30 protein-coding genes and 1 riboswitch are annotated in these 26,021 nt (G+C 72.7%); of the genes, 15 read left to right on the top strand and 15 right to left on the bottom strand.

Annotation, left to right across the window (positions count from 1 at the left end; all coding sequences use genetic code 11):
* The first annotated feature begins 17 nt into the window (after window positions 1–17).
* The 3 genes from ACZ6B1_RS13425 to rocD all read left to right on the top strand — a co-directional run bounded on the left by ACZ6B1_RS13425 (window position 18) and on the right by rocD (window position 2,694).
* A complete protein-coding gene (locus ACZ6B1_RS13425) occupies window positions 18–503 on the top strand; it encodes an Lrp/AsnC family transcriptional regulator (protein WP_468777774.1) in 486 nt (161 codons plus the stop codon).
* A 164-nt stretch (window positions 504–667) separates the two neighbouring features.
* The gene (gene ddaH / locus ACZ6B1_RS13420) at window positions 668–1,477 is read left to right on the top strand and encodes a dimethylargininase (RefSeq protein ID WP_468777773.1); all 810 of its coding nucleotides are present in this window, start codon (window positions 668–670) and stop codon (window positions 1,475–1,477) included.
* Entirely contained in the window at window positions 1,477–2,694 is a 1,218-nt protein-coding gene (rocD, locus tag ACZ6B1_RS13415; RefSeq protein WP_468777772.1) for an ornithine--oxo-acid transaminase, read from the top strand. Before ddaH ends, rocD begins: the two co-directional genes overlap by 1 nt.
* A gap of 48 nt (window positions 2,695–2,742) precedes the next feature.
* On the opposite strand, the gene ACZ6B1_RS13410 is transcribed toward rocD, so the two are convergent.
* From ACZ6B1_RS13410 to ACZ6B1_RS13395, 4 genes are all read right to left on the bottom strand, one after another.
* Window positions 2,743–3,360: a DUF305 domain-containing protein gene (locus ACZ6B1_RS13410; protein ID WP_468777771.1), complete on the bottom strand. Its 618-nt coding sequence runs from the start codon at window positions 3,358–3,360 to the stop codon at window positions 2,743–2,745.
* A 77-nt stretch (window positions 3,361–3,437) separates the two neighbouring features.
* Complete coding sequence (locus tag ACZ6B1_RS13405) at window positions 3,438–3,824, bottom strand: DUF6153 family protein (RefSeq protein ID WP_468777770.1); 387 nt, start codon at window positions 3,822–3,824, stop codon at window positions 3,438–3,440.
* Window positions 3,825–3,908: 84 nt separating this feature from the next.
* Window positions 3,909–4,625 carry a histidine phosphatase family protein gene (locus ACZ6B1_RS13400; RefSeq protein ID WP_468777769.1) on the bottom strand — a complete coding sequence of 239 codons (717 nt, stop codon included), beginning with the start codon at window positions 4,623–4,625 and terminating at the stop codon, window positions 3,909–3,911.
* Between the two features lie 58 nt (window positions 4,626–4,683).
* Window positions 4,684–5,934: a heparan-alpha-glucosaminide N-acetyltransferase domain-containing protein gene (locus ACZ6B1_RS13395; RefSeq protein WP_468777768.1), complete on the bottom strand. Its 1,251-nt coding sequence runs from the start codon at window positions 5,932–5,934 to the stop codon at window positions 4,684–4,686.
* Between the two features lie 175 nt (window positions 5,935–6,109).
* Here ACZ6B1_RS13395 and ACZ6B1_RS13390 point away from each other — a divergent pair, with 175 nt between their 5' ends.
* Both ACZ6B1_RS13390 and ACZ6B1_RS13385 read left to right on the top strand, forming a co-directional pair.
* Window positions 6,110–6,763 (top strand): response regulator, encoded by a 654-nt coding sequence (locus ACZ6B1_RS13390; RefSeq protein WP_468777767.1) that lies wholly within the window; start codon window positions 6,110–6,112, stop codon window positions 6,761–6,763.
* Window positions 6,760–7,863, top strand: coding sequence for a sensor histidine kinase (locus tag ACZ6B1_RS13385; protein ID WP_468777766.1), 1,104 nt, complete (start codon window positions 6,760–6,762; stop codon window positions 7,861–7,863). Before ACZ6B1_RS13390 ends, ACZ6B1_RS13385 begins: the two co-directional genes overlap by 4 nt.
* On the opposite strand, the gene ACZ6B1_RS13380 is transcribed toward ACZ6B1_RS13385, so the two are convergent.
* Window positions 7,821–8,447 carry a TetR/AcrR family transcriptional regulator gene (locus ACZ6B1_RS13380; RefSeq protein WP_468777765.1) on the bottom strand — a complete coding sequence of 209 codons (627 nt, stop codon included), beginning with the start codon at window positions 8,445–8,447 and terminating at the stop codon, window positions 7,821–7,823. The two genes, ACZ6B1_RS13385 and ACZ6B1_RS13380, sit on opposite strands and share 43 nt — an antisense overlap.
* Before the next feature lie 269 nt (window positions 8,448–8,716).
* Between ACZ6B1_RS13380 and ACZ6B1_RS13375 the strand changes: the two genes are divergently transcribed.
* Together ACZ6B1_RS13375 and ACZ6B1_RS13370 are read left to right on the top strand one after the other, a co-directional pair.
* On the top strand, window positions 8,717–9,436 hold the full coding sequence (locus tag ACZ6B1_RS13375) for a lysophospholipid acyltransferase family protein (protein WP_468777764.1): 720 nt from the start codon (window positions 8,717–8,719) through the stop codon (window positions 9,434–9,436).
* A gap of 70 nt (window positions 9,437–9,506) precedes the next feature.
* Window positions 9,507–10,523 carry an NAD-dependent epimerase/dehydratase family protein gene (locus tag ACZ6B1_RS13370; protein WP_468778551.1) on the top strand — a complete coding sequence of 339 codons (1,017 nt, stop codon included), beginning with the start codon at window positions 9,507–9,509 and terminating at the stop codon, window positions 10,521–10,523.
* 49 nt (window positions 10,524–10,572) lie between these two features.
* On the opposite strand, the gene ACZ6B1_RS13365 is transcribed toward ACZ6B1_RS13370, so the two are convergent.
* The 8 genes from ACZ6B1_RS13365 to ACZ6B1_RS13330 form a co-directional block, all read right to left on the bottom strand.
* The gene (locus ACZ6B1_RS13365; RefSeq protein WP_468777762.1) at window positions 10,573–12,180 is read right to left on the bottom strand and encodes an alpha/beta hydrolase; all 1,608 of its coding nucleotides are present in this window, start codon (window positions 12,178–12,180) and stop codon (window positions 10,573–10,575) included.
* A 121-nt stretch (window positions 12,181–12,301) separates the two neighbouring features.
* Window positions 12,302–13,060 carry an urease accessory protein UreD gene (locus tag ACZ6B1_RS13360; RefSeq protein WP_468778550.1) on the bottom strand — a complete coding sequence of 253 codons (759 nt, stop codon included), beginning with the start codon at window positions 13,058–13,060 and terminating at the stop codon, window positions 12,302–12,304.
* Entirely contained in the window at window positions 13,057–13,734 is a 678-nt protein-coding gene (ureG, locus tag ACZ6B1_RS13355) for an urease accessory protein UreG (protein WP_468777760.1), read from the bottom strand. Before ureG ends, ACZ6B1_RS13360 begins: the two co-directional genes overlap by 4 nt.
* 80 nt (window positions 13,735–13,814) lie before the next feature.
* On the bottom strand, window positions 13,815–14,489 hold the full coding sequence (locus ACZ6B1_RS13350) for an urease accessory protein UreF (RefSeq protein ID WP_468777758.1): 675 nt from the start codon (window positions 14,487–14,489) through the stop codon (window positions 13,815–13,817).
* The gene (locus ACZ6B1_RS13345; RefSeq protein WP_468777756.1) at window positions 14,489–16,210 is read right to left on the bottom strand and encodes an urease subunit alpha; all 1,722 of its coding nucleotides are present in this window, start codon (window positions 16,208–16,210) and stop codon (window positions 14,489–14,491) included. Before ACZ6B1_RS13345 ends, ACZ6B1_RS13350 begins: the two co-directional genes overlap by 1 nt.
* Window positions 16,203–16,514, bottom strand: a complete 312-nt coding sequence (locus ACZ6B1_RS13340; RefSeq protein WP_468777754.1) for an urease subunit beta — start codon at window positions 16,512–16,514, stop codon at window positions 16,203–16,205. Before ACZ6B1_RS13340 ends, ACZ6B1_RS13345 begins: the two co-directional genes overlap by 8 nt.
* Window positions 16,515–16,525: 11 nt before the next feature.
* On the bottom strand, window positions 16,526–16,828 hold the full coding sequence (locus ACZ6B1_RS13335) for an urease subunit gamma (protein WP_468777752.1): 303 nt from the start codon (window positions 16,826–16,828) through the stop codon (window positions 16,526–16,528).
* A 251-nt stretch (window positions 16,829–17,079) separates the two neighbouring features.
* The gene (locus ACZ6B1_RS13330; protein WP_468777750.1) at window positions 17,080–17,358 is read right to left on the bottom strand and encodes a type II toxin-antitoxin system Phd/YefM family antitoxin; all 279 of its coding nucleotides are present in this window, start codon (window positions 17,356–17,358) and stop codon (window positions 17,080–17,082) included.
* 86 nt (window positions 17,359–17,444) lie between these two features.
* Between ACZ6B1_RS13330 and ACZ6B1_RS13325 the strand changes: the two genes are divergently transcribed.
* The 3 genes from ACZ6B1_RS13325 (at window position 17,445) to ACZ6B1_RS13315 (ending at window position 19,441) form a co-directional block, all read left to right on the top strand.
* Window positions 17,445–18,083, top strand: coding sequence for an ATP-dependent Clp protease proteolytic subunit (locus ACZ6B1_RS13325; RefSeq protein WP_468777748.1), 639 nt, complete (start codon window positions 17,445–17,447; stop codon window positions 18,081–18,083).
* Window positions 18,084–18,090: 7 nt separating this feature from the next.
* A complete protein-coding gene (locus ACZ6B1_RS13320) occupies window positions 18,091–18,399 on the top strand; it encodes a hypothetical protein (protein WP_468777746.1) in 309 nt (102 codons plus the stop codon).
* A gap of 435 nt (window positions 18,400–18,834) precedes the next feature.
* Window positions 18,835–18,964, top strand: a riboswitch (cyclic di-AMP (ydaO/yuaA leader).
* A 3-nt stretch (window positions 18,965–18,967) separates the two neighbouring features.
* Entirely contained in the window at window positions 18,968–19,441 is a 474-nt protein-coding gene (locus ACZ6B1_RS13315) for a C40 family peptidase (RefSeq protein ID WP_468777744.1), read from the top strand.
* A 212-nt stretch (window positions 19,442–19,653) separates the two neighbouring features.
* On the opposite strand, the gene ACZ6B1_RS13310 is transcribed toward ACZ6B1_RS13315, so the two are convergent.
* Complete coding sequence (locus ACZ6B1_RS13310) at window positions 19,654–20,112, bottom strand: ATP-binding protein (protein WP_468777742.1); 459 nt, start codon at window positions 20,110–20,112, stop codon at window positions 19,654–19,656.
* A gap of 211 nt (window positions 20,113–20,323) precedes the next feature.
* On the opposite strand from ACZ6B1_RS13310, the gene ACZ6B1_RS13305 reads away from it, so the two are divergent.
* Window positions 20,324–21,184 carry a helix-turn-helix domain-containing protein gene (locus tag ACZ6B1_RS13305; RefSeq protein WP_468777740.1) on the top strand — a complete coding sequence of 287 codons (861 nt, stop codon included), beginning with the start codon at window positions 20,324–20,326 and terminating at the stop codon, window positions 21,182–21,184.
* Window positions 21,185–21,193: 9 nt separating this feature from the next.
* Window positions 21,194–21,418, top strand: coding sequence for a DUF397 domain-containing protein (locus ACZ6B1_RS13300; RefSeq protein WP_468777738.1), 225 nt, complete (start codon window positions 21,194–21,196; stop codon window positions 21,416–21,418).
* Between the two features lie 95 nt (window positions 21,419–21,513).
* Here ACZ6B1_RS13300 and ACZ6B1_RS13295 read toward each other — a convergent pair whose 3' ends face one another.
* Complete coding sequence (locus ACZ6B1_RS13295; RefSeq protein WP_468777736.1) at window positions 21,514–22,641, bottom strand: 8-amino-7-oxononanoate synthase; 1,128 nt, start codon at window positions 22,639–22,641, stop codon at window positions 21,514–21,516.
* Window positions 22,642–22,788: 147 nt separating this feature from the next.
* On the opposite strand from ACZ6B1_RS13295, the gene bioB reads away from it, so the two are divergent.
* Genes bioB through bioD form a run of 3 tightly spaced genes read left to right on the top strand, consistent with a single transcriptional unit; the run spans window position 22,789 to window position 26,012 of the window.
* Complete coding sequence (bioB, locus tag ACZ6B1_RS13290) at window positions 22,789–24,012, top strand: biotin synthase BioB (protein WP_468777733.1); 1,224 nt, start codon at window positions 22,789–22,791, stop codon at window positions 24,010–24,012.
* Entirely contained in the window at window positions 24,005–25,294 is a 1,290-nt protein-coding gene (locus ACZ6B1_RS13285) for an adenosylmethionine--8-amino-7-oxononanoate transaminase (RefSeq protein WP_468777731.1), read from the top strand. Before bioB ends, ACZ6B1_RS13285 begins: the two co-directional genes overlap by 8 nt.
* 1 nt (window position 25,295) lies before the next feature.
* Window positions 25,296–26,012 carry a dethiobiotin synthase gene (gene bioD, locus ACZ6B1_RS13280; RefSeq protein WP_468777729.1) on the top strand — a complete coding sequence of 239 codons (717 nt, stop codon included), beginning with the start codon at window positions 25,296–25,298 and terminating at the stop codon, window positions 26,010–26,012.
* Window positions 26,013–26,021 lie beyond the last annotated feature (9 nt).

Genomic DNA, 26,021 nt, shown 5'->3' with positions numbered 1-26,021 from the left:
CTGATTACAGTGCCCGCATGAACAGCAGGGCCGCGTCGTTCGACGACCTCGACCGGAAGATCATCACCGCGCTGATGGCGAACGCCAGGACCAGCTTCGCCGAGATCGGCGCGGCGATCGGGCTGTCGTCCACGGCGGTCAAGCGGCGCGTGGACCGGCTGCGGGAGACCGGGGTGATCACCGGGTTCACGGCGACCGTGCGGCCCTCCGCGCTGGGCTGGCGCACGGAGGCGTACGTCGAGGTGTACTGCGAGGGCGCGGCCCCGCCGCGGCGCCTGGCGGAGGTCGTCCGCAACCATCCGGAGATCGCGGCGGCCATGACGGTGACCGGCGGGGCGGACGCGCTGCTGCACGTACGGGCGCGGGACGTGGAGCACTTCGAGGAGGTGCTGGAGCGGATCCGCGCCGAGCCCTTCATCCGGAAGACGATCAGCGTGATGGTGCTCTCCCATCTGCTCCCCGAGAGCCCGGAGGCGGGCGCGACCCAGGTGGCGCCGGAATGAGCGCTCGGCAAACCCCGTTCCGCGCAGCATCACTGCGTTCGCGCCGACGCCAACGCAGTGATGCTGCACCAGCACGCAGCCTTTGTTTCTTGTCGTCCGCCTCCGCCGCTTTCTACCGTGGTGTCATCCTTCAGTGACACACAGGAAAGCGGAGGGAACCCTCTGTGCCCGAGAGCCGTGTGCCGCGCCATCGGCGCTTCCTCGTCTGCGAACCCAGACACTTCGCCGTGCAGTACGCGATCAATCCGTGGATGCATCCCGACAAGCCGGTCGACGTGGACCTGGCCCGGGAGCAGTGGCAGGCCCTGATCGGCGCCTACCGCGGCCACGGCCACACCGTGGACGCGGTCGATCCGGTCCCGGGCCTGCCCGACATGGTCTTCGCCGCCAACGCCGCGTTCGTGGTCGGCGGCCGGGTCTTCGGGTCCCTGTTCCACGCGCCGGAGCGGCGCCCCGAGTCGGTCCACTACGACACCTGGTTCAAGGCGGCCGGGTTCGACGTCCACCGCCCCGAGTCGGTCACCGAGGGTGAGGGCGACCTGGTGTGGACGGGCCGGTACGTGCTGGCCGGCACCGGCTTCCGCACCACCCGCGAGGCCCACCGCGAGGCCCAGGAGTTCCTCGGTCACCCGGTGATCGGCCTGACGCTGGTGGACCCGTACTTCTACCACCTGGACACGGCCCTGTTCGTCCTGGACGACGACAACATCGTCTACTACCCGGAGGCGTTCTCCCCGGGCAGCCGGGAGGTGCTGCGGCGCCTGTACCCGGACGCCGTGCTCGCCACGCGCGACGACGCGATGGCGTTCGGCCTGAACTCCGTGTCCGACGGCCGGCACGTCTTCATCGCCCCGAAGGCCGAGGCGCTGGCCGAGCGCCTGGCCGGCCACGGCTACGTTCCCGTCCCCGTCGACCTGTCGGAGTTCCACAAGGCCGGCGGTGGCATCAAGTGCTGCACCCAGGAGATCCGCTGATGACCGCACCCGCGCGCACCCGTATGTCCGAGGACCTGATCCGTGCGGAGGAGCCGGTCCTCGCGCACAACTACCACCCCCTGCCCGTGGTCGTCGCCCGGGCCGAGGGCACCTGGGTGGAGGACGTCGAGGGCCGCCGCTACCTCGACATGCTGGCCGGCTACTCGGCCCTCAACTTCGGCCACCGGCACCCGGAGCTGATCGAGGCCGCGCACCAGCAGCTCGACCGGCTGACCCTGACCTCCCGCGCCTTCCACAACGACCGGCTGGCCGAGTTCGCGGAGCGGCTCGCCGCGCTGACCGGGCTCGACATGGTGCTGCCCATGAACACCGGCGCCGAGGCGGTGGAGAGCGGCATCAAGGTGGCCCGCAAGTGGGCGTACGACGTGAAGGGCGTCCCCGCCGACCGGGCGACGATCGTGGTGGCGGCCGAGAACTTCCACGGCCGTACGACGACGATCGTCAGCTTCTCGACGGACGAGTCGGCCCGGGCTGGCTTCGGCCCCTTCACGCCCGGCTTCAAGATCGTGCCGTACAACGACCTGGCCGCGCTGGAGGCGGCGGTCGACGAGACGACGGCCGCGGTGCTGATCGAGCCGATCCAGGGCGAGGCCGGGGTCGTCATCCCGGACGAGGGCTATCTGACCGGTGTCCGGGAGCTGACCCGCCGCAAGGGCTGCCTGTTCATCGCGGACGAGATCCAGTCGGGCCTCGGCCGCACCGGCCGCACCCTCGCCGTCGAGCACGAGGGCGTCGTCCCGGACGTGCTGCTGCTGGGCAAGGCGCTGGGCGGCGGCATCGTGCCGGTGTCGGCGGTGGTGGCCCGGCGCGAGGTGCTGGGCGTGCTGCGCCCGGGTGAGCACGGCTCCACGTTCGGCGGCAATCCGCTGGCCGCGGCGGTCGGCTCGGCGGTGCTCGGGTTGCTGGAGACGGGCGAGTACCAGCGTCGGGCGGCCGAGCTGGGCCTGGTCCTGCGCGGCGGCCTGACCGAGCTGGTCGGCAGGGGCGTCACCGGGTTCCGGGCGCGCGGGCTGTGGGCGGGCGTCGACGTCGACCCGGCCATCGGCACCGGCCGTGAGATCAGCGAGCGGCTCATGCGGGAGGGCGTCCTGGTCAAGGACACCCATGGCTCCACGATCCGGCTGGCGCCGCCGCTGACCATCACGGCCGAGGAGCTGCGCTCGGCGCTGGGCTCCCTGGAGAAGGTGCTGGGCTGACGGAACCGGGGGCGGGGGGCCGGACCGGTGCCGGCCCCCCGCTTCGCGTCAGCTCCTGCCGGAGATCCGCTCCATCTCCTGGATCTCGGCGTTCTGCGCGCGGACGATGTCACCGGCCATGGTCCTGGCCGGGCCGTAGGCGCCCTTGGCCTTCTCGGTGCCGGCCATCTCGACGGCGCCCCGGTGGTGCTCGGCCATCAGGGACAGGAACCTCCTGTCGAAGTCCGCGCCGGTGGCCTTCTTCAGGGCCGCCATGTCGTCGTCGCCCATCATGCCGGTCATGCCGGCGTGTCCCGAGTGGTCCATGCCGGCCGTGGGCACCTGCTCGCCCCAGGCGGTCAGCCAGCCGGTCATGGTGCGGATCTCCGGGTCCTGTGCCTTCTCGATCCGGGCGGCGAGGTCCTTCACCCGGGCCGAGAGGGCCCGGCCGCCGGCGAGCTCCGCCATCTCCAGGGCCTGCCGGTGGTGCGGAATCATGCCCTGGGCGAAGGCGACGTCCTGGGCGTTGTGGGTGCCGGCGGTGGCGGACGCGGCCCTCGACGCCGGGCCGCCGTGTGCCGCGTGGGCCGCGCCGTCGTCGCTGCCGCCGCAGGCGGCGAGGGCCAGCGAGGCGGTCGCGGTGACCGCGAGGAGGGCGGCGCGGCGCGTCAGGGTACGGATGGTCATGCTGGGACTCCTGCTGTCGGAATGTGTTTCGGGCACGAGTGGGTGGACGGCCGCCGTGCCGGCGGTCGTCGGTGCCTCTAGATCCGCAGGAGTTGCAGTTCGGCCAGGGTGGGCGGTGCGCGGGCCCCGTCCGGCGCGGCCACGGCGCGGGAACGGCACGCGTCGGCCGGCTCCGGGGCGGTCACCGGGCCGGGGACCAGGACGGGTGACCGGGGGCCGTCCTTGACGGCGGCGGACGCACAGGACGGGTCGGCGTGGTGCAGGTGGCCGCCACCGCAGTGGCCGTCCGGACAGGCGTCCGGGGCCATGACGGCGACCGTGCGGTGCCCGGCATGGACCCGTTCCGGGTGCCCCGCGCCGCCGCCGGGTGCCAGGGCGTGCATGCCCAGCAGGCCGGCCAGTACCGCCAGCACGAGCAGCGCGCGACGGGGCGGTCGCGGGGCGCGCTGCTGGGTGCTGGGCATCGCGGACATCGTACGGGGCCGGGCGGCGCGGGCGGCGACGGGACTCGCGCGAGGGCCGCGGCGGCGGCCGGGGTGAGGGCGCCGCTACGGGCGCGTGGAGGCGTAGTCGGCTCCGTCCACCCTGGGGTACCGCAGGGGGTCGGCCCAGGTCCCGGCGGACGGAACGAAAGCCTGAGCGGCCTCCCGGCCGGCGTGCCGGTGCGGGTTCCGGTGGATCACGGTGAACCGCCGCGTCGCCTCGAAGGCGGCGGAGCCGACACTGACGTCCCAGTGACCGCGTTGCCAGGTGAGGGACACCGGAGACAGGGGCGGCACGTCGAGGCGCCAGAACGCTCTGGCCGGCGCGGCCAGGGCGTGCACGAGCGCGGCTCTGACGACGGCCGGTTCGGTGACGGCCAGCACGTGGCCCGGCTCGTCGGCGACGGCGCCGAGCCAGTTCGCGGTGCGCCGGCACAACCGGCGTACCGACTCACCTCCGTGCGGTGCCGCGTCCGGGTCGGTCAGCCAGGCGGTGAAGGCGTGCGGGTCCGCCGCGGCGACCTCGTCGACCGTACGGCCGTGCCATGCGCCGAGGTCGAGGTCGCGCAGCGCGGGCTCGCTCCCCGCCGCCAGGCCCAGTGCCTCGGCGGTCCGCAGGCAACGCAGGGACGGTGCGCGCACGGCCCGGGTGTGGGAAGGGAGGTCCGCTCGCGCGGCGCGCGCCTCACCCAGTTCGCGTTCGGTCGGTGGAGCGTCACCGAAACGGGTGCCGGGGGTGGGCTCCCCGCCGCTCGTGCTCAGGAACGTGAGGCGGATCGTCATGCGACTGACCTCCTTCGTGCACCGCCACGGCTCTCGATGAGAGAAGTCCGTACGCGGTTCATCTGATCAGTTGGGCCGGTGTGGTGGCGGCGTGCAGGGCGTGCTCCAGCGGTCCGCGCCGGAAGGCGCGGGTCCAGGCCAGGGCCGACAGCATGGCCACCACGGCGAAGCCGAGCAGGACCGCCGGGGCGGCGGAGTCCGCGAGGTCATCGGTGTGCAGGGCCTTGATGGCGAGGATGTGACCGACGTAGACGGTCAGCGGGACGGAGCCGACCGCGGTGACCGGAGCGGCCGCCCACCGCAGGCGCGGCGATCGGCCGGTGACGGCGAGACAGGCGGCCAGGACGACCAGGGCGACACCGGTGTTGCCCAGGATCGACCACGTCGTCTGGCTGTGCGGCGCGGCGACCAGCAGCCACGCGGGGACGCCCGCCGTGGGGTCGTCACCCACGGCGTCGGACCACCAGGCGGACCCGGCCGGGCCGCCCCCGGTGGCCGCGCTGACGGCGGCCTGCGCGCCCGGGACCAGGTGCAGGGCCAGCCAGGATCCTCCGTAGCCGGCCACGCCCAGCAGGGTGCCGGACAGTGCCAGCCGGGTCCGTGCCCCGGGCCGGTCGAGGTCGAGCCTGGCCACCGCCATGCCGGCGACGATGAACGGAAGCCAGGTCAGTACGGGATAGGCGCTGGTGACGAGCAGATCGGCCAGCCCGTCGGTGCCGGTGACCCGGGCCAGCGGGTCGTGTGCGACGACCGCGTCGCCCCAGCCCCCGTTCTCCAGGGCGGCCCGCAGCACGTAGAGGACCTGGGGCAGCACGAGCGCGGTCGCGGCCGCGACGACGGCCAGGGTGGCGGCCCGCAGCCGGTGCAGCGGGAGGGCGAGGAGGAACAGCAGCCCGTAGCAGGAGAGGATCACCTCGACGTCGGTGCCGAGTGCGGTCAGGGCGTACCCGAGGACGACCAGCACGGCCGCGCGGATCAGTACCCTGCCCACCGCCTGCCGCCCGGCCCGGCCGGTCCGCGGCTGCGGACGGCCGGTCAGCAGGACGAGCGAGAACCCGGCCAGCACGGCGAACAGGGCGGCGGAGCGGCCCCGGGCCACCTCCATCGACCAGCCCAGCGGGCCGCCGGCCGACGGATCGGGGCCGACGTGGACCGCGAACATGCCCAGGACCGCCAGACCGCGGGCCAGGTCGACGCCGGCCAGCCGCCCCGGGGACGGTGGGTCCGGTGGGCGGCGGTCTGTCCCGGCGGGTGACACCCGGGCGCGCGACACGGTGGGTGACGCGGCCGAGGGCACGTCCTGGCTCATGCGTACCAGGGTCCGTGGCCGCCACCGGCCGCGACCATCCGGCGGATGTCCGGAACCGCCCCGCCGACCGGCTGGGACGGGCCCGCCGCCCGGCTGAACCCGCCGCCGGGCGGCCACGGCGCGCCGCTCGGCGCGGTACGGATCAGACTGGAAACCGGCAGCGAGTGGAGCACACGTGATCCGGGTACTGGTGGTCGACGACGAGGCCCTCATCCGTACGGGCTTCCAGCACATCCTCGACGCGGCGGACGACATCGAGGTCGTGGCGGCGGTGCCGGGCGGCCAGGCGCTTGTCGTGGTGCGGGAGATGGAGCCGGACGTCGTACTGCTCGACATCCGCATGCCGGACGTGGACGGCCTGACCGTCCTTGCGGAGATCCGCCGGCTGCCGCGGCCCCCGGTCGTGGCCATGCTCACCACGTTCGACATGGACGAGTACGTGGAGACGGCCCTGCGCTCGGGCGCGGCGGGGTTCCTGCTCAAGGACACCGACCCCGAGGAGCTGCCCTTCCTGGTGCGGGCCCTGGCCGACGGCGGCACCGTCCTGTCGTACAAGGTGACCCGGACGGTCGTGGACGGCTTCCTCGGCGCCGGTTCCCAGGAGGCCGCCGCCCGCACCATCGAACGGCTGACCGAGCGTGAGCGCCATGTGCTGCTCCTGGTCGCGGAGGGGCTGTCCAACGGTGACATCGCCACCCGGATGCACCTGAGCACCGGGACGGTCAAGGACCATGTGAGCGCCATCCTGACCAAACTGGAGGTGGGCGGCCGTGTCCAGGCCGCCCTGCTCGCCCAACGGGCCGGGCTCCTCGAGAAGGGGGAGGGATGACACTCCGTCGGCCACCCCCGCTGCTGCTGGACGCCGCCGTCGTCGCCTGTTCGCTGTTCGACGTCTGGGTGCACTTCGACAGCGACGAGCCGCTGCGCATGACCCTGGCCCTGATCGCCGCCTTCGCACTGCTGCTGCGCCGCCGCCTGCCGCTGCTGACGTTCCTGCTCACCCTGCCCTCCGTGCTGGTCTCCGACGCCGTCTTCGCCGCGCTGGCCGCGCTGTACACCCTGGCCTCGCTCACCCGCCACCGCCTGATGCTGGCCCTGTGCGCCCTGGCGTTCACGTTCAGCGACGTCACCCGATGGCCGTCGCCCGCGATAGACCTGCTGGGCACGTCGACCCTGATCACCCTGACCTACACCGCGGCGATGGCCGCCGCTCCCGTGTTCCTCGGCCAGCTCGTCCAGACCCGGCGTGATCTGTCGCTGCGGCTCACCGAGATCTCCGAGGCCCGCGACCACGAACAGCTGCTGACCGCCCAGGCCGCGCTGTCCAAGGAACGCGCGCAGCTCGCCCGCGAGATGCACGACGTGGTCTCCCACCAGGTGAGCCTGATCGCGGTGCGGGCGGGCGCACTGCAGGTGGGCAGCCGGGACCCGGAGGCCAAGGACGCGGCGGCCACGATCCGGCGGCTGAGCGTCCAGACCCTGGACGAGCTGCGGCACATGGTCAACGTCCTGCGGGCCTCCGGCGGCCGCCCGACCGAGCTGACCCCCCAGCCGTCCCTGGCCGACCTCCAGCAGCTCGTCGCGGGCAGCGGCATCGAGACCAAGCTGCGGATGGATCTGCCGGAGGACCTGCCGCCGACCGTGCAGCGAGCCGTCTACCGCACCGTCCAGGAGGCCCTGACCAACATCCGTAAGCACGCCCCGGGCGCCGCCGCGGCCGTCTGCCTCGGCCACCAGGACGGCACCGTGCGCGTCACGGTGACGAACTCCGCGCCGACCCGCCCCGGGCTCCCTCTGCCCAGCTCGCACTACGGCCTCGTCAGCCTGGGCCAGCGCGCCTCGCTCCTCGGCGGCACCATCACCTCGGGACCGACGGCGGACGGCGGCTACGAACTGCGTCTGGAGCTGCCCGCGACGGGCGCGCCCTGAGCGCCGAGCGAGTCCAGCCAGCGCCGCAGCCGGGCGCCCTCACGGGTCATGACGTCCGGGTCGCGCAGGGCGTTGGCCATGAGCGACATGCCCTGGCAGCCGGAGACGAGGGTGAGGGCGAGGTCCTCCGGGCCGGACAGGACCAGCTCGCGGAACTGGCCGGCGGCCCAGTCAAGCAGCCGGCGCAACACCGCCCCGGCCTCCGCGCCCAGGGCTCCGTCGGCGCGCTTGCCGAGTTCGGTGGCCAGCGAGCCGGTGGGGCAGCCGTGGCGGGCGATGACGTCCCGCTGCCCGACCCAGGCCTGGACCAGGGCCTTCAGGCGGTCGCGCGGGTCGGCCGTCCGCTCAAGACGGCCGGTGAGCTCGTCCAGCCGCGCGCCGTGCTCGGCCAGCGCGGCCCGGATCAGCTCGTCCTTGGTCTTGAAGTAGTAGTAGACGTTGCCGACGGGGACGTCGGCCGCGCCCGCGATGTCGGCGAGGGTGGTGCGTTCGACTCCCTGTTCGTGCAGCACCCGGGCCGCCGCAGCGGTGAGCCGCTGCCGCTTGCGCGACGCCTGTGCCCGACGGTCCACTGAATTGGTCATCCGACTGACTATAGGCAGCCCCGCGCCCGCCGGGGGCGGTCGGCTCCTGGCGCTTCGTGCCGGAGCGATCGTGCCGCGAGGGGGACGCCCGCGGCCCTCCGGCGTTCGGGCAGCACCCGTTCGGGGCAGCCGGTCAGGGCCGGATCCGACACGGTCCGCACCGGTGCCGGACGGCCGCGCCTGCACCTACACTGACATCCCACGACAGCCCGAATGACGTGCAAGAACGCGGTGGTTGAGCCAGTCCGCCAGGAGTGAGGAGCGACCCGTTGTTCTACTACCTACTCAAGTACGTCCTCCTGGGCCCCGTGCTCAGGCTGGTCTTCCGGCCCCGGATCGAGGGGCTGGAGCATGTGCCGGCGTCGGGTCCGGCGATCGTCGCGGGGAACCATCTGTCCTTCTCGGACCACTTCCTGATGCCGGCGATCCTGAAGCGGCGCATCACCTTCCTCGCCAAGGCCGAGTACTTCACCGGGCCGGGCGTCAAGGGCCGGCTCACCGCGTTCTTCTTCCGCAGCGCCGGGCAGATCCCGGTGGACCGCACGGGCAAGGAGGCGGGGCAGGCCGCGATCCGCGAGGGGCTCGGGGTGCTCGGCAAGGGCGAGCTGCTCGGCATCTACCCGGAGGGGACCCGGTCGCACGACGGCCGGCTGTACAAGGGCAAGGTCGGGGTCGCGGTCATGGCACTGAGGGCCGGAGTGCCGGTCGTGCCCTGCGCGATGATCGGCACCTTCGAGGCGCAGCCGCCGGGCAAGGTCGTGCCCCGTATCCGCCCCGTCAAGATCCGCTTCGGCGAGCCGCTCGACTTCTCGCGCTACGCCGGCATGGAGAAGGAGAAGGCCGTGCTGCGGGCCGTCACCGACGAGATCATGTACGCGATCCTCTCGCTCTCCGAGCAGGAGTACGTCGACCGGTACGCGGCGGTGGTCAAGGCGGAGCAGACGGACGCGAAGAAGGAACGCAAGTTCCCCCGGACGCCGTTCGGCTGACCTCTGCCCTCGGCAGAACAGTACGGACCCGGGCCTGACCCGCGCTTAGGCTCGCCGCATGAAGAGGGCAGTGGTGATCGGGGCGAGCGGGCAGATCGGCCGTCCGGTGGTGACGGCGCTGGCACGGGACGGCTGGGAGGTGACGGCCGCCTCCCGGGGCGGCGGCCGGGACGAGGCGTGGGACTCCGGCGTGCGGGTGGTACGGCTGGACCGGTCCGACGACGCCGCGCTCGCCGCCGTGGTGGGCGGCGGGTGCGACCTCGTGGTCGACATGGTGGCGTACGACGCCTCGCACGCACGGCAGTTGACCTCCCTCGCCGACCGGATCGGCGCCGTGGTCGTCGTCTCCAGTGTGGCGGTGTACGAGGACGGCGCTGGGCGGGGCTTCGACACCACCGGCGAGCCGGACGGCTTCCCGGTGTATCCGGTGCCGGTGCCCGAGTCCCAGCCGGTGGTGGCGCCGGGCACGGCGACCTACGCCACCCGCAAGGCGGCAATGGAACACGAACTGCGCTTTTCTGAGGCGGAGTTGCCGACGACCGTGCTGCGGGCGGGCGCGGTGCACGGTCCGTTCAGCCCGCTCCCCCGCGAGCTGTACTTCGTGAAGCGGAACCTGGACGGCAGGCGCCGTCGGGTGCTCGCGTACCGCGGGGAGAGCCGCTTCCATCCGGCGAGCGCCCGGAACATCGCCGAGCTGGTGCGGCTGGCGGCGGCCCGGCCGGGGTCCCGGGTGCTCAACGCCTGTGACGGCGAGGCGCCCACGGCGGCGGAGATCGGGGCGGCGATCGACACGGTCATGGGCGTGGAGACGGAGACGACGCTGCTGGACGGCCCGCCGCCCGGCGGGACCGTGGGCGGGAGCCCGTGGTCGGTGCCGTTGCCGGTGGTCTTCGACATGTCCGCCGCCGAACGGGAGTTGGGCTACCGGCCGGTGGTGTCCTACCCGGACAGCCTGCCGGAGACGGTCGAGTGGCTGACGGGTGCGCTGCGTGACGGCGACTGGCGGGAGCGCTTCCCGGTCATGGCGCGGGCGTACCCCGGTCCCTTCGACTACGCGGCCGAGGACGCCTGGCTGGCGGAGGCATGACGAAGGGGCGGCCGGGAGACCCGGCCGCCCCTGTTGTCCGAACCGCCGGCTACGGCTTGGGCGTCGCGTGCGGCGCGCAGGTGACGTCGGCGGCGTCCAGCTTGCCGCCGAGGAGATAGGCGTCGACGCGCTCGTTGATGCACGGGTTGACCAGGCCGGTCACACCGTGGGAGCCCGCGTCCCGCTCGGTGATGAGGCGGGAGCCCTTGAACCGCTTGTGCAGTTCGACGGCGCCCTCGTAGGGGGTGGCGGCGTCATGCGTCGACTGGACGATCAGCACCTGCGGAAGGCCGCGGTGGGTGCCCACCTCGACGGGCGTGCGCTGCTTGGCCGGCCAGGTGGCGCAGGGCAGGTTCATCCAGGCGTTGGCCCAGGTCATGAACGGGTGGTCCCGGTGGAGCCGGGTGTTGTCCCGGTCCCACTTGCTCCAGCTGGTGGGCCACTTGGCGTCGGCGCACTCGACGGCGGTGTAGACGGCGTTGCTGTTCTCCGAGGCGGCGTTGCCGGCCGTGTCCGCCATGTCCGGGGCGGCGGCGTCGACGAGGGCCTGGGTGTCACCGGCGACGTACTTGCTGAACACCGAGGCGACCGGCACCCACGAGGAGTCGTAGTACGGGGCGCTCTGGAAGAACGAGATCAGCTCGGCCGGGCCGACGACCCCGCCGAGGGGGCTCTTCTTGGCGGTCGCGCGCAGTTCGAGCCACTTGGCCTGGACGGCGGCGCGGGTGGTGCCCAGGTGGAAGGCGGCGTCGTTGGCGGCGACCCAGTCCTCCCAGTCCTCCCAGCGGCCCTCGAAGGCGACGTCCTGGTCCAGGTTGGCCTGGTACCAGATGCTCCGCTTCGACGGGTTCACCACGCTGTCCACGACCATGCGGCGCAGGTGGCCCGGGAAGAGGGTGCCGTAGACGGCGCCGAGGTAGGTGCCGTAGGAGACGCCGAGGTAGTTGAGCTTGCGCTCACCGAGCGCGGCGCGGATGACGTCCAGGTCGCGGGCGGTGTTCGGCGTGGTCATGTGCGGCAGCATGGTGCCGCTGTGCTCGGCGCAGCCCTGCGCGTACGCACGGGCGAGCTTGCGCTGGGCGGTCTTGTCGGCCTCGGTGTCCGGCACCGGGTCGGCCTTGGGCGCCTTGACGAACTCCTGCGGGTCCACGCAGGAGATGGGCGCCGAGTGGCCGACGCCGCGCGGGTCGAAGCCCACGAAGTCGTAGGCCTTCGCCGCGTTCGCCCAGACGGCGTTCTTGGTGGTGACCCGGCGCGGGAAGCGCAGGCCGGAGCCACCGGGACCGCCGGGGTTGTAGACGAGCGCGCCCTGGCGCTCCTTCTCGGTTCCCGTGTTGCCGATGCGGTCGACGGCGAGCTCGATCTGCTTGCCGTTGGGCTTGCTGTAGTCGAGCGGCACGGAGACCCAGCCGCACTGGATGGGCTTCTCCAGCCCCCAGTCGGCGGGGCAGTCCCGCCAGTCGATGCCGGCCTTGGCGGCGCGGGCGGCGGCGATCTCGGCGCCGACGGCCTCGCGGTCCCGTCCGTGGCGGCTGTCGGCGCTGGCCGCGGGCGCCGACACCGCGCCGGCTATCAGGGTCGCCGTAACGAGCGCTCCGGCCGAACTGAGCGCCAGCAGGCGGCTCTTCGGTCTGTTGTCCCTCAAGTGGGCTCCCATTGCACATCGCTGCGAGTGGTCAGACGGGGATCCTCGCGGCTGTGAGCCACCTGAGAACAGAGGAGGCGGATCTTCTTTACCAATCCGATAAACGGATCAGTGCGTCTCCTGAGCGGAACAACTAGGCGAACAGGGCGAGTGCCTCGTCGAGGAGCCGCCGCAACTTCAGCGCGTCGGGGGCGACGGCACCGACGAGCACCGCCGGTCCGGCGAGCGGCATCAGCGCGGCGTGCTCCCCCAGTACCCGCGCGCCGGGCGGCTGCTCCGCGAACTCGGGTCGCACCACGACCAGTTGTCCCACTGCCCGGTGGCCGCCGAGTACGGCCGGGCCGTCCCAGCCGCCCGGCGCTCCGGGCCCGCAGCTCAGCTCCTGGTCCAGCAGGGTCCGGCCGGCGAGCCGCACGGTGAGCCGGCTGGTCAGCCGTCCGGGTTCCTCACCGGCCCGCCCGAGCACCTGCTCCTCGCGCAGCACGAGCCGTGCCCCGACGACGAGTTCGGCCCGGGTGGTGACGTGCAGGTCGCTGCCGCCGGCCGAGATGAGCTGCTCCGGGCACCAGCTGAGCTCGGCGCCCGCGGCGACGTCGAGCCGTACGTCGTAGCGTGCCTCGCCCTTGTGCTGGCCCGGCAGCGCGATGGTGGCGGCGGCCGAGCCGACGTGCAGCCGGGCGCCCTCGGCCACCCGCGCCCGCAACCGGAAGTCGTCGCCGCCGAGCGGGCCGCTCATCGCGCCGACGACCATCACCCGCGCCTCGTCGCCTCTCGCCCGGACGCGGCGCAGCGCGAGCGGACCCTCGCCGTCCAGCACGGGCAGGGCGGTGCCGCCCCGTCCGTCGCTCCGGGCGACGATCCGCGCCTCCGCCCGGACCCCGGCCGCCGTCACGCCGTCCACGCGGCCAGCCGCCCCCGCACCCACGCCGCCACCTCCGAGACTCCCGCTTCGTCCCGCAACGACTGCAGGATCACCGGGAGTTCGGCCCGCTGCGCCTTGGCGTCGGCGGCCATCCGGGCGAGGTCGGAGCCGACGTACGGCGCCAGGTCGGTCTTGTTGACGACGAGCAGGTCGGCGGTGGTGACGCCGGGCCCGCCCTTGCGCGGGATGTCGTCGCCGCCGGCCACGTCGATCACGAAGATCTGCGCGTCGACGAGTCCCCTGGAGAAGGTCGCGGTGAGGTTGTCCCCGCCGGACTCCAGGAGGATCAGGTCCAGCGGCCCTGCCGCCTCCTCCAGGTCCTCCACCGCCTCGAGGTTCGCGGAGATGTCGTCGCGGATCGCGGTGTGCGGGCAGGCGCCGGTCTCCACGGCCGCGATCCGCTCGGGCGGCAGCACGGCTTCCCGGAGCAGGAACTCGGCGTCCTCACGGGTGTAGATGTCGTTGGTGACGACGGCCAGTGACAGTTCCTCGCGCAGGGCACGGCAGAGCGCGGCGACGGTAGCGGTCTTCCCGGACCCGACCGGACCGCCGAGCCCGATGCGCAGGGCTCGCCGGGTCCCGTCGGGCTTGTGGGCGTCGGCGCTCACGGCGGAGGGGCCCTGGTGGGTGTGGTCGAGGTGCATGTACGGCTCCTGTCCGAGACGCCCTGACCGAGGGGCAGTGCCCCCGGCGGGCGGCGAGTGGTAGCGGGGATGACGGTTCCTCAGGACGCGAACAGCCGCACGGGCCAGGCCGCATGCCACTCGGCACCGGCCTCCAGCAGCGGTCCCGACCCGGCCGGCAACTCGTCCGTGCCCTCGTCGGGGACCCTCCGCGCGGCCGCCACCGCCCGGTCCACGACCCGGTCCAGTTCCGGGGCCAGCCGCGCCAGCACACCGGTCGCGTCGAACGGATCGAGGCTCAGCAGCCGCACCGTCGCCGTGGCCGGCCCGCTGACGCTCTCGTATGCCGCGCAGTACGCCGCGTCCCCGGGTTCGAGACCGGCCGCGCGGGCGGCGAGGCCGAGCACGACCGGCTGGTGGGCGCCCTTGGGGAACTCCCTTGCCAGCGCGTCGAGTTCCTCGCAGGGCCAGCAGGCCCGGGCGGCCCGCAGCAACTGCCGCCCGAGCCGGCGCGCGGCCGCGCGCAGCGCGGGCGAGGGCGTGCGGGCGTCCGCGGCCGCGTCCAGCTCCCACGGGTCGACGCACAGGACGGCCGCCGCCGCGAGCGCGCCCGCGACCAGCCCGGCGGTGTGCAGCCGGCCGCGGCAGAAGTCCTCCAGGCTCGCGGCGGAGGTGATCCGGCCCGCCTTGACGGCGGCCTCCGCCCCGCCGGAGTGCGCGTGCCCTCCGGCGGGAAACCGGCCGTCTGCCAGGACGAGCAGTGCAGCCCTGGACATCAGAAGAGGAAGTAGCGCTGGGCCATGGGCAGTTCGGCGGCCGGAGTCGCCTCGACCAGCTCACCGTCGATGTGCACGGCGAAGCTGTCCGGGTCGACCCGCACCCGCGGTCGCGCGTCGTTCTCCCGCATGTCGGCCTTGGTGACCTGCCGCGTCGAGTCGATGGCGACGAACCGCTTGCCGAGCCCGAGCCGCTCCGGCAGCCCGTCCTCGACGGCGAGCGGTGCCACGAAGTTGAACGAGTTCCCGGCCGGCGCCCGTCCGGTCGCCCCGTACATCGGGCGGGGCAGGACGGGTTGCGGGGTGGGGATGGAGGCGTTGGCGTCGCCCATCTGCGCGTACGCGATCTGGCCGCCCTTGATGACGAGGAGGGGCTTGACGCCGAAGAACGCCGGTTCCCACAGCACCAGGTCGGCGAGCTTGCCGGTCTCCACCGAGCCGATCTCCCGGGCGAGGCCCTGGGCGAGCGCCGGGTTGATCGTGTACTTGGCGACGTAGCGCCGCACCCGGTGGTTGTCCGCCCGGCCGTCGCCGGGCAGCGCGCCGCGCCGCCGCTTCATGACGTGGGCGGTCTGCCAGGTGCGCAGCACGACCTCGCCGACCCGGCCCATGGCCTGCGAGTCCGAGGAGATGATGGAGATCGCCCCCAGGTCGTGCAGGACGTCCTCGGCGCCGATGGTGGAGGGCCGGATGCGGGACTCGGCGAAGGCCAGGTCCTCCGGGACCGCCGGGTTCAGGTGGTGGCAGACCATCAGCATGTCGAGGTGTTCCTCGGCGGTGTTGACGGTGAAGGGCCGGGTCGGGTTCGTCGAACTCGGCAGCACGTGCGGCTCGGAGACGACCGTCATGATGTCCGGCGCGTGTCCGCCGCCCGCGCCCTCGGTGTGGTAGGCGTGTATGCCCCGCCCGGCGATCGCGGCGAGCGTGTCGCCGACGAATCCGGCCTCGTTCAGGGTGTCGGTGTGGATGGCGACCTGGACGCCGGTCCGGTCGGCCACGGTCAGCGAGGCGTCGATGACGGCCGGGGTGGAACCCCAGTCCTCGTGCAGTTTGAGCCCGAGGGCGCCGCCGCGGATCTGGGAGAGCATCGCCTCGTGCGAGACCGTGTTGCCCTTGCCCAGCAGGCCGATGTTGAGCGGGTACTGCTCCAGCGCGGCGAGCATCCGGGCCAGGTGCCAGGGGCCGGGCGTCACGGTGGTCGCCTTGGAGCCCTCGGCGGGGCCGGTGCCGCCGCCGACCAGGGTGGTGATGCCCGCGGCCAGCGCCTCGTCGGCGATCTGCGGGCAGATGAAGTGCACATGGGCGTCGATCGCACCCGCGGTGAGGATCCGCCCGTTGCCGGCGATGACCTCGGTCTCCGGGCCGATCACCAGGTCGGGGTGGACGCCGTCCATGGTGTCCGGGTTGCCGGCCTTGCCGATGCCGGTGATCCGGCCGTCGCGGATGCCGACGTCGGCCTTGACGATGCCCCAGTGGTCGAGGACGACCACTCCGGTGATGACGGTGTCGGGGGTCCCCTCGGCGCGGGTGGCCCGGGACTGGCCCATGGACTCTCGGATGACCTTGCCACCGCCGAAGACCGCCTCGTCCCCGGCGAGTCCGGGCCCGCCGGAGCGGTCCTCCTCGATCTCGATCAGCAGATCGGTGTCGGCAAGCCGGATGCGGTCGCCGGTGGTGGGGCCGAACAGGTCGGCGTACGCGGCGCGGGAGATCTCAGGCATCCAGGGCACCTCCGGTCGCGCCGCGCAGTCCGGGCACGATCCGGGCGCCGGCCAGGGGCACGAGTTCCACGTCGACGGGGATACCGGGTTCGAAGCGCACGGCGGTGCCGGCGGCGACGTTCAGCCGCTTGCCGTGCGCGGCGGCGCGGTCGAACTCCAGGCCGGGGTTGGCCTCGGCGAAATGGTAGTGGGAGCCGATCTGGACCGGCCGGTCGGCGGCGTTGAGAACGGTGAGGCGGGTGACCTCGCGGCCCTCGTTGCAGACGACGGGGCCGTCCGCGAACAGGACTTCTCCGGGAATCATCGCGGGCCCCCTCAGACGATCGGCTCGTGCACGGTGACGAGCTTGGTGCCGTCCGGGAAAGTGGCCTCGACCTGTACGTCGTGGATCATCTCCGGGATGCCGTCCATGACGTCGTCACGGGTGAGGAGCCCCCGGCCGGAGGACATCAGCTCGGCGACGGTACGGCCGTCCCGTGCGCCCTCGAGGATGTGCGAGGTGATGAGGGCGACCGCCTCGGGGTGGTTGAGCCGCAGTCCGCGGGCCCGGCGCCTCTCGGCGACGTCGGCCGCCACATGGATCAGCAGCCGCTCTTGCTCGTGCGGGGTCAGTTGCACGTCCCACCTCACAGTCCTCGCTCCGGACCGTGCGGGGTCCGGTTGCCGCAGCCACCGCGACGGGGACAGATGTAACACGCGGACAAATTGCCCCGATGGTGATCAACGCGGGCAGAAAAACCCCTGGTGGCGTGGATCGGCAGGCTAGTTCGCCGGAGTTTCAACGACGTTAACCAGCCTTTGATCGGCCCATGACCACTCGATGGACTGCTCCGTACGCGCGCGTTGACGAGCCGTCCGCGCGCGAGGGGCTAGGAGACGCCGGGCCCCCGGTGCTCGGCGGCGATACCGAACCGGTGCCGCTCCCGGGCCGCGGGCGCGGGCTCGCCCACCTTGGACACGGAGCTGACGATCTCCTCCTCGGCCGGCTCCTCGAGAGCGTCCAGGTGCTCCAGATCGGCGGCCGAGACCAGTGCGACGAGCGGCTTGCCGTGCCGCGTCACGACGACGCGCTCACCGCCGTACACCACCCGGTTGATCAGATCGGCGAACTCAGCCCTGGCTTGCGTCACCGGAATCTCGTAGGCCATGGCCCCATCATAACGTCACGTACTTCCTGTACATTTTGTACAGACGCGGGGCCGTCGGAGGTCCCGTCGCGAGGAGGGGTACGCCCATGGCACGACCGTCCGCCCGCCACGTCCTGCCCGAGTTCACCGAACGCACGAGTACGGGCGGGCACCGCACGCTCGATCCGTACTCGAAGCTGTTCGAGAGCCGGGTGATCTTCCTCGGGACACCCCTCGACGACACCGCGGCGACCGACGTGATCACCCAGTTCATGCACCTCGAACACGCCGCGCCGGACCGCGACATCACGCTGTACCTCAACTGCCCCGGCGGCTCGTTCGGCGCCATGACGGCCGTCTACGACACGATGCGCTACGTCCACTGCGACGTGGAGACCTACTGCCTGGGCCAGGCCGCCTCCACCGCCGCCGTCCTGCTCGCGGCCGGCACCCCGGGCAAACGCTTCATCCTGCCGGGAGCGCGCGTGGTGCTCGAGCAGCCCGCGCTGCCCGAGCCGGCCCAGGGGCAGCCGAGCGACCTCCTCATCCAGGCCGGGGAGCTGACCCGGGCGCGGGCGCTGATGGAGGGGATGCTGGTCCGGCACACCGGGCGCACTCCGGAGCAGATCGGCCAGGACCTGGAGCGGGACCTGGTGCTGGACGCGCCGGGCGCGCTGGCGTACGGCCTGGTGGACGGTGTCGTCCCGAGCCGCAAGGCCGGTCCCGGCGCCGAGCGGGCGGAGTGACCCGCCGATGCTGCCACCGGAGCTGCCGCCGCTGCCCGCGCTGACCAGGGCCGAGGGCGAGCTGATCGACCGTTACCTGGAGGCGGCCGACCTGCTCGGCCGGATCAACCCGGCGCGGCCGGGAGACACCTACAGCGGGCTGCGCGCGGCGCAGGCCCTGGTACGCAAGGCGGCCGAGCTGCGCGACGCGCTCGCGCTGATGCACCGGCGGGGCGAGACGGAGCTGCACGGGGAGACGCTGGCACGGGCCCTGCGGGTGCTCGACGGTGAGCGCCGTACCGCGCGCGTCGTGCTCCCGCCCGACTGTGTGGGCTGACCCGGACGCCGATTCCCGCGCCGGGTGGACCTCGTCGTCGACGGTCCGCCCGGCGCGGAGTTGAAACGGCCCGAACGACGTACCCCCGGCCGGAGTATCTCCGGGCTTTTTTTCTGACTCCCCGACTTGCGCGATCGGCGGGTACCGGATGTGCGCCGAGGTGCTCCGCCCCAGGTCCGGGGCTACGCACGATAGTTGACGGCAACTCGAACGGAGCACTGTCCACCCGAACGGATGAGTGGTGAGTAACGCCACAAATCCCCGGTTCCGTTGGGATTTTCGGACACCTGTGAGTGAAGATCCCTGTCTGACGACAAGCCCCCGCCACCGCGGCGGGGCGATCCGTGCGGACGCCGAGTCCTGCCGCCGCCCGGATGACCGGTCGACAGGAGTGGATCGGCAGGAGTGGAGGACCCAGGCAAGACGGGTCGCCGGGACGGACGTTCGTCGCAGACGGACGGTCGTGCCGAGCAGCCCTTGGGGTGAAGCCGCGGCAACGCGGCCGGGCAACTTCGCCAGCCCGAATCCGACAGGTCATCCTTCACAGGCGGCTGACGAAGGGTTGCGCATGACTGCGCTGAATCGTGTCCCGTCGATGATGGCCAGGGCCGGTACGGCCTCGGCTCTTACGCTTGCCGCGGTGGGCGGCTCCATCGCTGTGCCCGGCCTGGCCGGCGAGGCCTCGGCCGCCACCATGGCGACCAAGGCCCTGCACATCGCCGCCTCCAAGAAGGGCTCCCCTTACCAGTACGGGGCAACCGGTCCGCGCCGGTTCGACTGCTCGGGTCTGACGCTCTACTCGTTCAAGAAGGCGGGCAAGAAGCTGCCGCGCACGGCGGCCCAGCAGTACAACCGGACCCGTCATATCTCCGCCGGCCACCGCAGGGCCGGTGACCTGGTCTTCTTCCACTATGGATCCAGCGTTTACCACGTCGGCATCTACGCCGGGAAGGGCAAGATCTGGCACGCCCCGAAGACCGGCGCCGTGGTGCGGCTCGAGAAGATCTGGACCCGGAGCGTCTGGTACGGCCGGGTCAGCTGACCCGCCCAGCCCCGGAGCGGCTCCAGCAGCCGGGCCGCTCCCCCTGACCGTCGGCGCCGTCCCGGTGCCCGCCTGAAGCACGCGGGCGGCCCGGGGCGGCGCAGCCGCGTCCGGCGGCTTGCCGGGCCGCGGGGGCCGGCCACGGGGCCGCGCACCGTGCCCTGGTTCCCCGGCTTCCGGGGCTCCCCTTCCAGGGTTTCCAGGTGCCGGTTCTAGGGCTCCTGCTGCCCGGCCGTCGTGAGCTGCTCCCCCTGGAGGGTCCACGGCAGTTCGATCGACACCGTCTTGCCGCCTTCGCGGGTGGGACGTACGCGGAGTCTGCCGCCGCACTCGGCGGTGAGCCAGCGGATGATGACCATGCCGCGCCCGTTGTCCTGCTGCACGGCGGCGGGCAGTCTCTTGGGAAAGCGCGGATGACTGTCCGTGACGCCGATGCGCAGGTGTTCGTCACGGTCCAGCGCGATGTCGACCGTGAAAGTGGGTGACTGACCGAAGGTGTGCTGCACGGCGTTGGTGGCGAGTTCGGAGACGATGAGCCGCACGGTGTCGGCCACGTCGGTGTCCGACGGCAGGCCCCACTCCGCGAGGGTGCCCACCACGTAGGAACGGGCCGCGGAGACCGAGGCGGGATCGCTCGGCAGAGTGACGGATGCTTCCAGGTGGTCTGCCATGGCGACGTCGTCCCTTTCCCACGGGACCGCAGTCCGACGAGGAGCGGATGGTTCGAGTACGGTCCCGGACTGGTGCTTCTTCGCCAGACTGCCACCACCGGGCCGGTCAGGGGAGCGATCCACCAAGATATGCATATATCTGTCGCCCGAAGCGGTGAACTCTGCGACGCGAGACCGTATCCGGGCGGCCCGGAAGGAGTAAGGAGTTTCCATGCAGAACGGTCCCGCGGTGCGGCGCCGCAAGCTGGGCGCCGAACTGCGCGCGCTGCGCACCGGGGCCGGGCTCACCAGTGGCGAGGCGGCTCTTCTGGTGGGCTGGCACCAGTCGAAGGTGAGCCGCATCGAGACCGGCGCCAGCGGGGTGAGACCGGCCGACGTGCGGTTACTCCTCGACGCCTACGAGGTCCGGGACCGGCAACTGCGCGACATGCTGCTGATGTTGACGGGCTCGGAGGACGCGGGCGGCCGCAACCGCTGGTGGCACGCCTACCGGGGGGTCCTGCCGCCAACCTACCGCGACTTCATCAGCCTGGAGTCGCAGGCGAGCGGGATGCGCACCCTGGAGACCACGGTGGTTCCCGGCCTTCTGCAGACGCCCGAATACGCTCGCGCGGTGACCCGGGCGGCGGTGGAGGGAGTGGACGAGGAACGGCTGGACGCCCTGGTGGAGGTGCGGCTGGCGAGGCAGGACGTGCTCCGCTCCGAGCCGCCGCTGGAGCTGACCGCGGTACTGGACGAGGCGGTGCTCCGGCGCGAGGTCGGCGGCCCCGAGGTGATGGCGCGGCAGCTGGAACGGCTGGTGGAGGCGGCGCGGCTGCCCCAAGTACGGCTCCAGGTACTGCCGTTCGCGTCGGGGGCGCATGTCGGCCTCACCGGGCCTTTCGTTATTTTCTCATTTCCGAGCACTTCTGATCTGGACGTGGTTGTTCTCGACCAGTTGACGAGTAGCCTCTACCTGGAACGGAAAGAAGACCTCATGGCCTACGCCGAGGCCTTCGACACCCTTCAGTTCCACGCCCTTTCACCCGAGGAATCGTTGGACTACATCGCCGGGATAGGTGACGGCGCGTAAGGAGGCACCATGACAGCACTGCCTCGGAACGTCCCAGCCAGTACCGATCTGCCCGAGGCGCGGTGGCTGCGCAGCAGCTACAGCACGGGAGCGAACAACTGCGTGGAGACGGCCCGGCCGCGCTCCGGCCCGTGGGCCGGACTGCTCGCCGTGCGCGACTCCAAGGCCCCCGCAGGACCCGCGCTGCTCTTCTCCCCCGAGAGCTGGGCGGGTTTCGTGGGCACACTCCGGTGAGCTGGTCGAACCCGACCTGACCACCGATCAGCGGACCGACCCCTACTGATCAGATCCGATCACTTTCGCAAGATGTGCGGCCGTGTCACGCCGACTCATGGTCGCGCCTCGCGAATCACACGTACAGCGCGTTCGATCTCGGCCCCGGAGAGGTCCGCGCGGGCGGTCAGCCGCAGCCTCGAGATGCCGTCGGGCACGGAAGGAGGACGGAAACAGCCCACGGCCAGGCCTGCCGTACGGCAGTCGGCCGCCCAGCGCACGGCCTGCTCCGGGGACGGGGCCCGCACGGAGACCACCGCGGCGTCCGGTCGCACCGCCTCCAGACCCGCGGCGGTCAGACGTGCGTGCAGTTCGGCGGCGACCGCGCGGGCCCGCTCCGCCCGCGACGGCTCGCGCCGCAGCAGCCGCAGCGCCGCGAGCGCGGCGCCCACGGCCGCGGGGGCGAGACCCGTGTCGAAGATGAACGTGCGGGCCGCGTTGACCAGATGGGCGATGACCCGGGCCGGTCCGAGCACCACACCGCCCTGGCTGCCCAGCGACTTCGACAGTGTGGCCGTGACGACCACGTCGCCGGCGCCCGCCAGCCCGGCGGCGGCCGGGGCGCCCCGGCCGCCGTCGCCCAGCACCCCGAGGCCGTGCGCGTCGTCCACGACGAGGCCCGCGCCCTGCTCGCGGCACGCCTCGGCCAGGGCGGCCAGCGGTGCCGCGTCGCCGTCGACGGAGAACACCGTGTCGGAGACGACGATCGCCGGTCCGGGGTGCGTGCCGAGAGCCTTGCCGACGGCCTCCGGGTCGGCGTGCCCGACCACCTGGGTGGCGCCCCGGGCGAGCCGGCAGCCGTCGATGAGCGAGGCGTGGTTGCCCGCGTCGGACACGATCAGGGACCCGTGCGGGCCCAGCGCGGTGACCGCGGCCAGGTTGGCGGCGTAGCCGGAGGAGAAGACCAGGGCCGCCTCGAAGCCGCAGAAGTCCGCGAGTTCCCGCTCCAGCTCGGTGTGCAGCTCGGTGGTTCCGGTGACCAGCCGGGAACCGGTGGACCCGCCGCCCCAGGTCCGGGCGGCCCCGGCGGCCCCCTCGGCGACCTCGGGATGGTGGGCGAGACCCAGGTAGTCGTTGCTCGCCAGGTCCAGCAGCGGCGAGTCGGCGGGGCGGGGGCGCAGAGTCCGTACCAGTCCGGCGCGACGGCGCGCCTCGGCCTGCTCGTCGATCCAGCCGAACGCCATGGGTCCTCCGGGGCTTTTGTAGGTAGCGGACAGACACTAGCCGCACGGCCGCCCGCCCAGGGTGTGGCAATACCCACACGGTGAACCGTCTCCGTTGTGCAAACTCTCCTTGGCCCGAGGCGGTCCCGTAGGACAGGATCGTGCCTCATGGACCTGCTGAACACGCTGGTGGACAAGGGGCTTCGGCGCGAGTCGCCGACCCGCGACGAGGCTCTCGCCGTGCTCGCCACCTCCGACGACGACCTGCTCGATGTGGTGGCCGCGGCCGGCAAGGTGCGCCGGCACTGGTTCGGCCGGCGCGTGAAACTCAACTATCTGGTCAACCTCAAGTCCGGCCTGTGCCCGGAGGACTGTTCCTACTGCTCCCAGCGGCTGGGCTCCACCGCCGGCATCCTCAAGTACACCTGGCTCAAGCCCGGCGAGGCCTCCGAGGCCGCCGCCGCCGGCCTGGCCGGCGGCGCCAAGCGGGTGTGCCTGGTGGCGTCCGGGCGCGGCCCCACGGACCGGGACGTGGACCGGGTCTCCGAGACCATCCGGACCATCAAGGACCAGCACGAGAACGTCGAGGTGTGCGCCTGTCTCGGCCTGCTCTCCGACGGCCAGGCCGAACGGCTGCGCGAGGCGGGCGCGGACGCCTACAACCACAACCTGAACACCTCCGAGGCCACGTACGGGGACATCACCACCACCCACACGTACGCCGACCGGGTGGACACGGTGAACAAGGCGCACGCCGCCGGACTGTCCGCCTGCTCCGGGCTGATCGCCGGCATGGGCGAGAGCGACGAGGACCTGGTGGACGTCGTCTTCTCGCTGCGCGAGCTCGACCCGGACTCCGTTCCGGTGAACTTCCTGATCCCGTTCGAGGGAACCCCGCTCGCCAAGGAGTGGAACCTCACCCCGCAGCGCTGTCTGCGCATTCTCGCGATGGTCCGCTTCGTCTGCCCGGACGCCGAGGTGCGCATCGCGGGCGGCCGCGAGGTCCACCTGCGCACCATGCAGCCCCTGGCCCTGAACCTGGCCAACTCCATCTTCCTGGGCGACTACCTGACCAGTGAGGGTCAGGCGGGCAAGGCCGACCTGGAGATGATCGCGGACGCCGGGTTCGAGGTGGAGGGCGCCGAGCAGGTGACCCTGCCGGAGCACCGGGCGGCGGCCGCGGGCGGCTGCGGCTCCCACGCCGGCGCCGGGTGCGGGTCACAGGCGGAGGCGGGCTGCGGATCGCACGAGGGCGGCGGCTGCGGATCGCACGAGGGCGGCGGGGTCTGCGGTACCCCGTCCGCGCCGGAGCCCGTGGAGAACGAGGCGCGCACCGACCTGGTCGCGGTGCGCCGCCGGGGCGCCGGAACGGATCTCGCGCCCAATGCCTGACCTGCCCGGCCTCAGCGTGCCCGAGCTGCTGGAACTCGACCGGCGGCATGTGTGGCATCCGTACGGCCCGATGCCCGGGCGCGGCGAACCACTCGTCGTGGAGTCGGCGAGCGGGGTCCGGCTGCGCCCGGCCGACGGCTCGGGCGAGCTGGTCGACGGGATGTCCTCGTGGTGGTCGGCGATCCACGGCTACAACCACCCCGTCCTCAACGAGGCGGCCCGTGAGCAGCTCGGGCGGATGAGCCACGTCATGTTCGGCGGGCTCACGCACGAGCCCGCCGTCCGGCTGGCGAAGCTCCTTGTCGACATGTCGCCAGAGGGACTCGAGCATGTGTTCCTCGCCGACTCCGGCTCGGTGTCGGTCGAGGTCGCGGTGAAGATGTGCCTGCAGTACTGGCGCTCGCTCGGCCGCCCGGCCAAGCAGCGGCTGCTGACCTGGCGCGGCGGCTATCACGGCGACACCTGGAACCCGATGTCGGTGTGCGACCCCGACGGCGGGATGCACGACCTGTGGACCGGTGTGCTGCCCCGTCAGGTGTTCGCGGACACGCCGCCGGCCGAGTACGAGGAGCCGTACGCGCTGCGGTTGCGCGAGCTGGTCGGGCGGCACGCCGAAGAACTGGCCGCGGTGATCGTGGAGCCGGTGGTGCAGGGAGCCGGCGGGATGCGGTTCCACTCCCCCGCGTATCTGCGGGTGCTGCGCGAGGCCTGCGACGAGCACGGCGTGCTGCTGGTGTTCGACGAGATCGCCACCGGATTCGGGCGCACCGGCGCGCTGTTCGCCGCGGACCACGCGGGCGTCACCCCGGACGTGATGTGCGTGGGGAAGGCGCTGACCGGCGGCTACCTCACCATGGCGGCCACGCTGTGCACCGCGCGGGTGGCGGACGGCATCTCGCAGGGTGAGGTGCCGGTGCTCGCCCACGGCCCGACGTTCATGGGCAACCCGCTGGCGGCGGCCGTGGCCTGCGCCTCGATCGGCCTGCTGCTCGGGCAGGACTGGCGGTCGGAGGTCCGGCGGATCGAGGCGGGTCTCCGGGCGGGCCTGGCACCCGCCGCCACGCTGCCGGGGGTGAAGGACGTCCGCGTCCTGGGCGCCATCGGCGTGGTGCAGCTCGACCACGAGGTCGACATGACCGCGGCCACCCGGGCCGCCGTGCGGGAGGGCGTGTGGCTGCGCCCGTTCCGCGACCTGGTCTACACGATGCCGCCGTACGTCACCTCGGACGAGGACGTGGCGCGGATCGCGCGCGCGGTGTGCGCCGCGGCGCGGGAGGGATGAGATGCCGGTACTGGTGATCACGGGGACGGGCACGGAGGTCGGCAAGACCGTCACGACCGCTGCCGTCGCCGCCGCGGCACTCGCGGCCGGGCGTTCGGTGGCGGTGCTGAAGGCCGCGCAGACGGGCGTACGGCCGGACGAGCGCGGCGACGCGGACGAGGTGGCCCGGCTGGCCGGACCGGTCACGGCCGGCGAACTGGCGCGCTTTCCGGAGCCGTTGGCGCCGGGCACGGCGGCCCGGCGGGCCGGGATGTCTCCGGTGCATCCGCACGAGGTGGCCGAGGCCGCGGCCAAGCTGGCCACCGAGCACGACCTGGTGCTGGTCGAGGGGGCGGGCGGGCTGCTCGTCCGGTTCGACGCGGCGGGTGGAACCCTGGCCGACACGGCCCGGCTGCTGAACGCGCCGGTGCTGGTCGTCGCCTCGGCCGGCCTCGGCACGCTCAACACCACCGAGCTGACGGCACGTGAACTGCGGGCCCGTGAGCTGGATCTCGCCGGGATCGTGATCGGGAGCTGGCCCGACGACCCGGACCTGGCCTCGCGCTGCAATGTCGCGGACCTGCCGGAGGTCGCGGACGCCCCGCTGCTCGGCGCGCTGCCCGCAGGGGCGGGCGCGCTCCCGCCCGCCGCCTTCCGGGCCGCCGCGCCGGGCTGGCTGGCCGCTCGGCTCGACGGGACCTGGGACGCGGAGGCGTTCCGGATCCGGCAGACGCCCTGAGCGGCGGCC

It is taken from the genome of Streptomyces sp. NPDC041129 (assembly GCF_055592265.1).
This window is presented reverse-complemented; position numbering and strand designations above follow the sequence as displayed.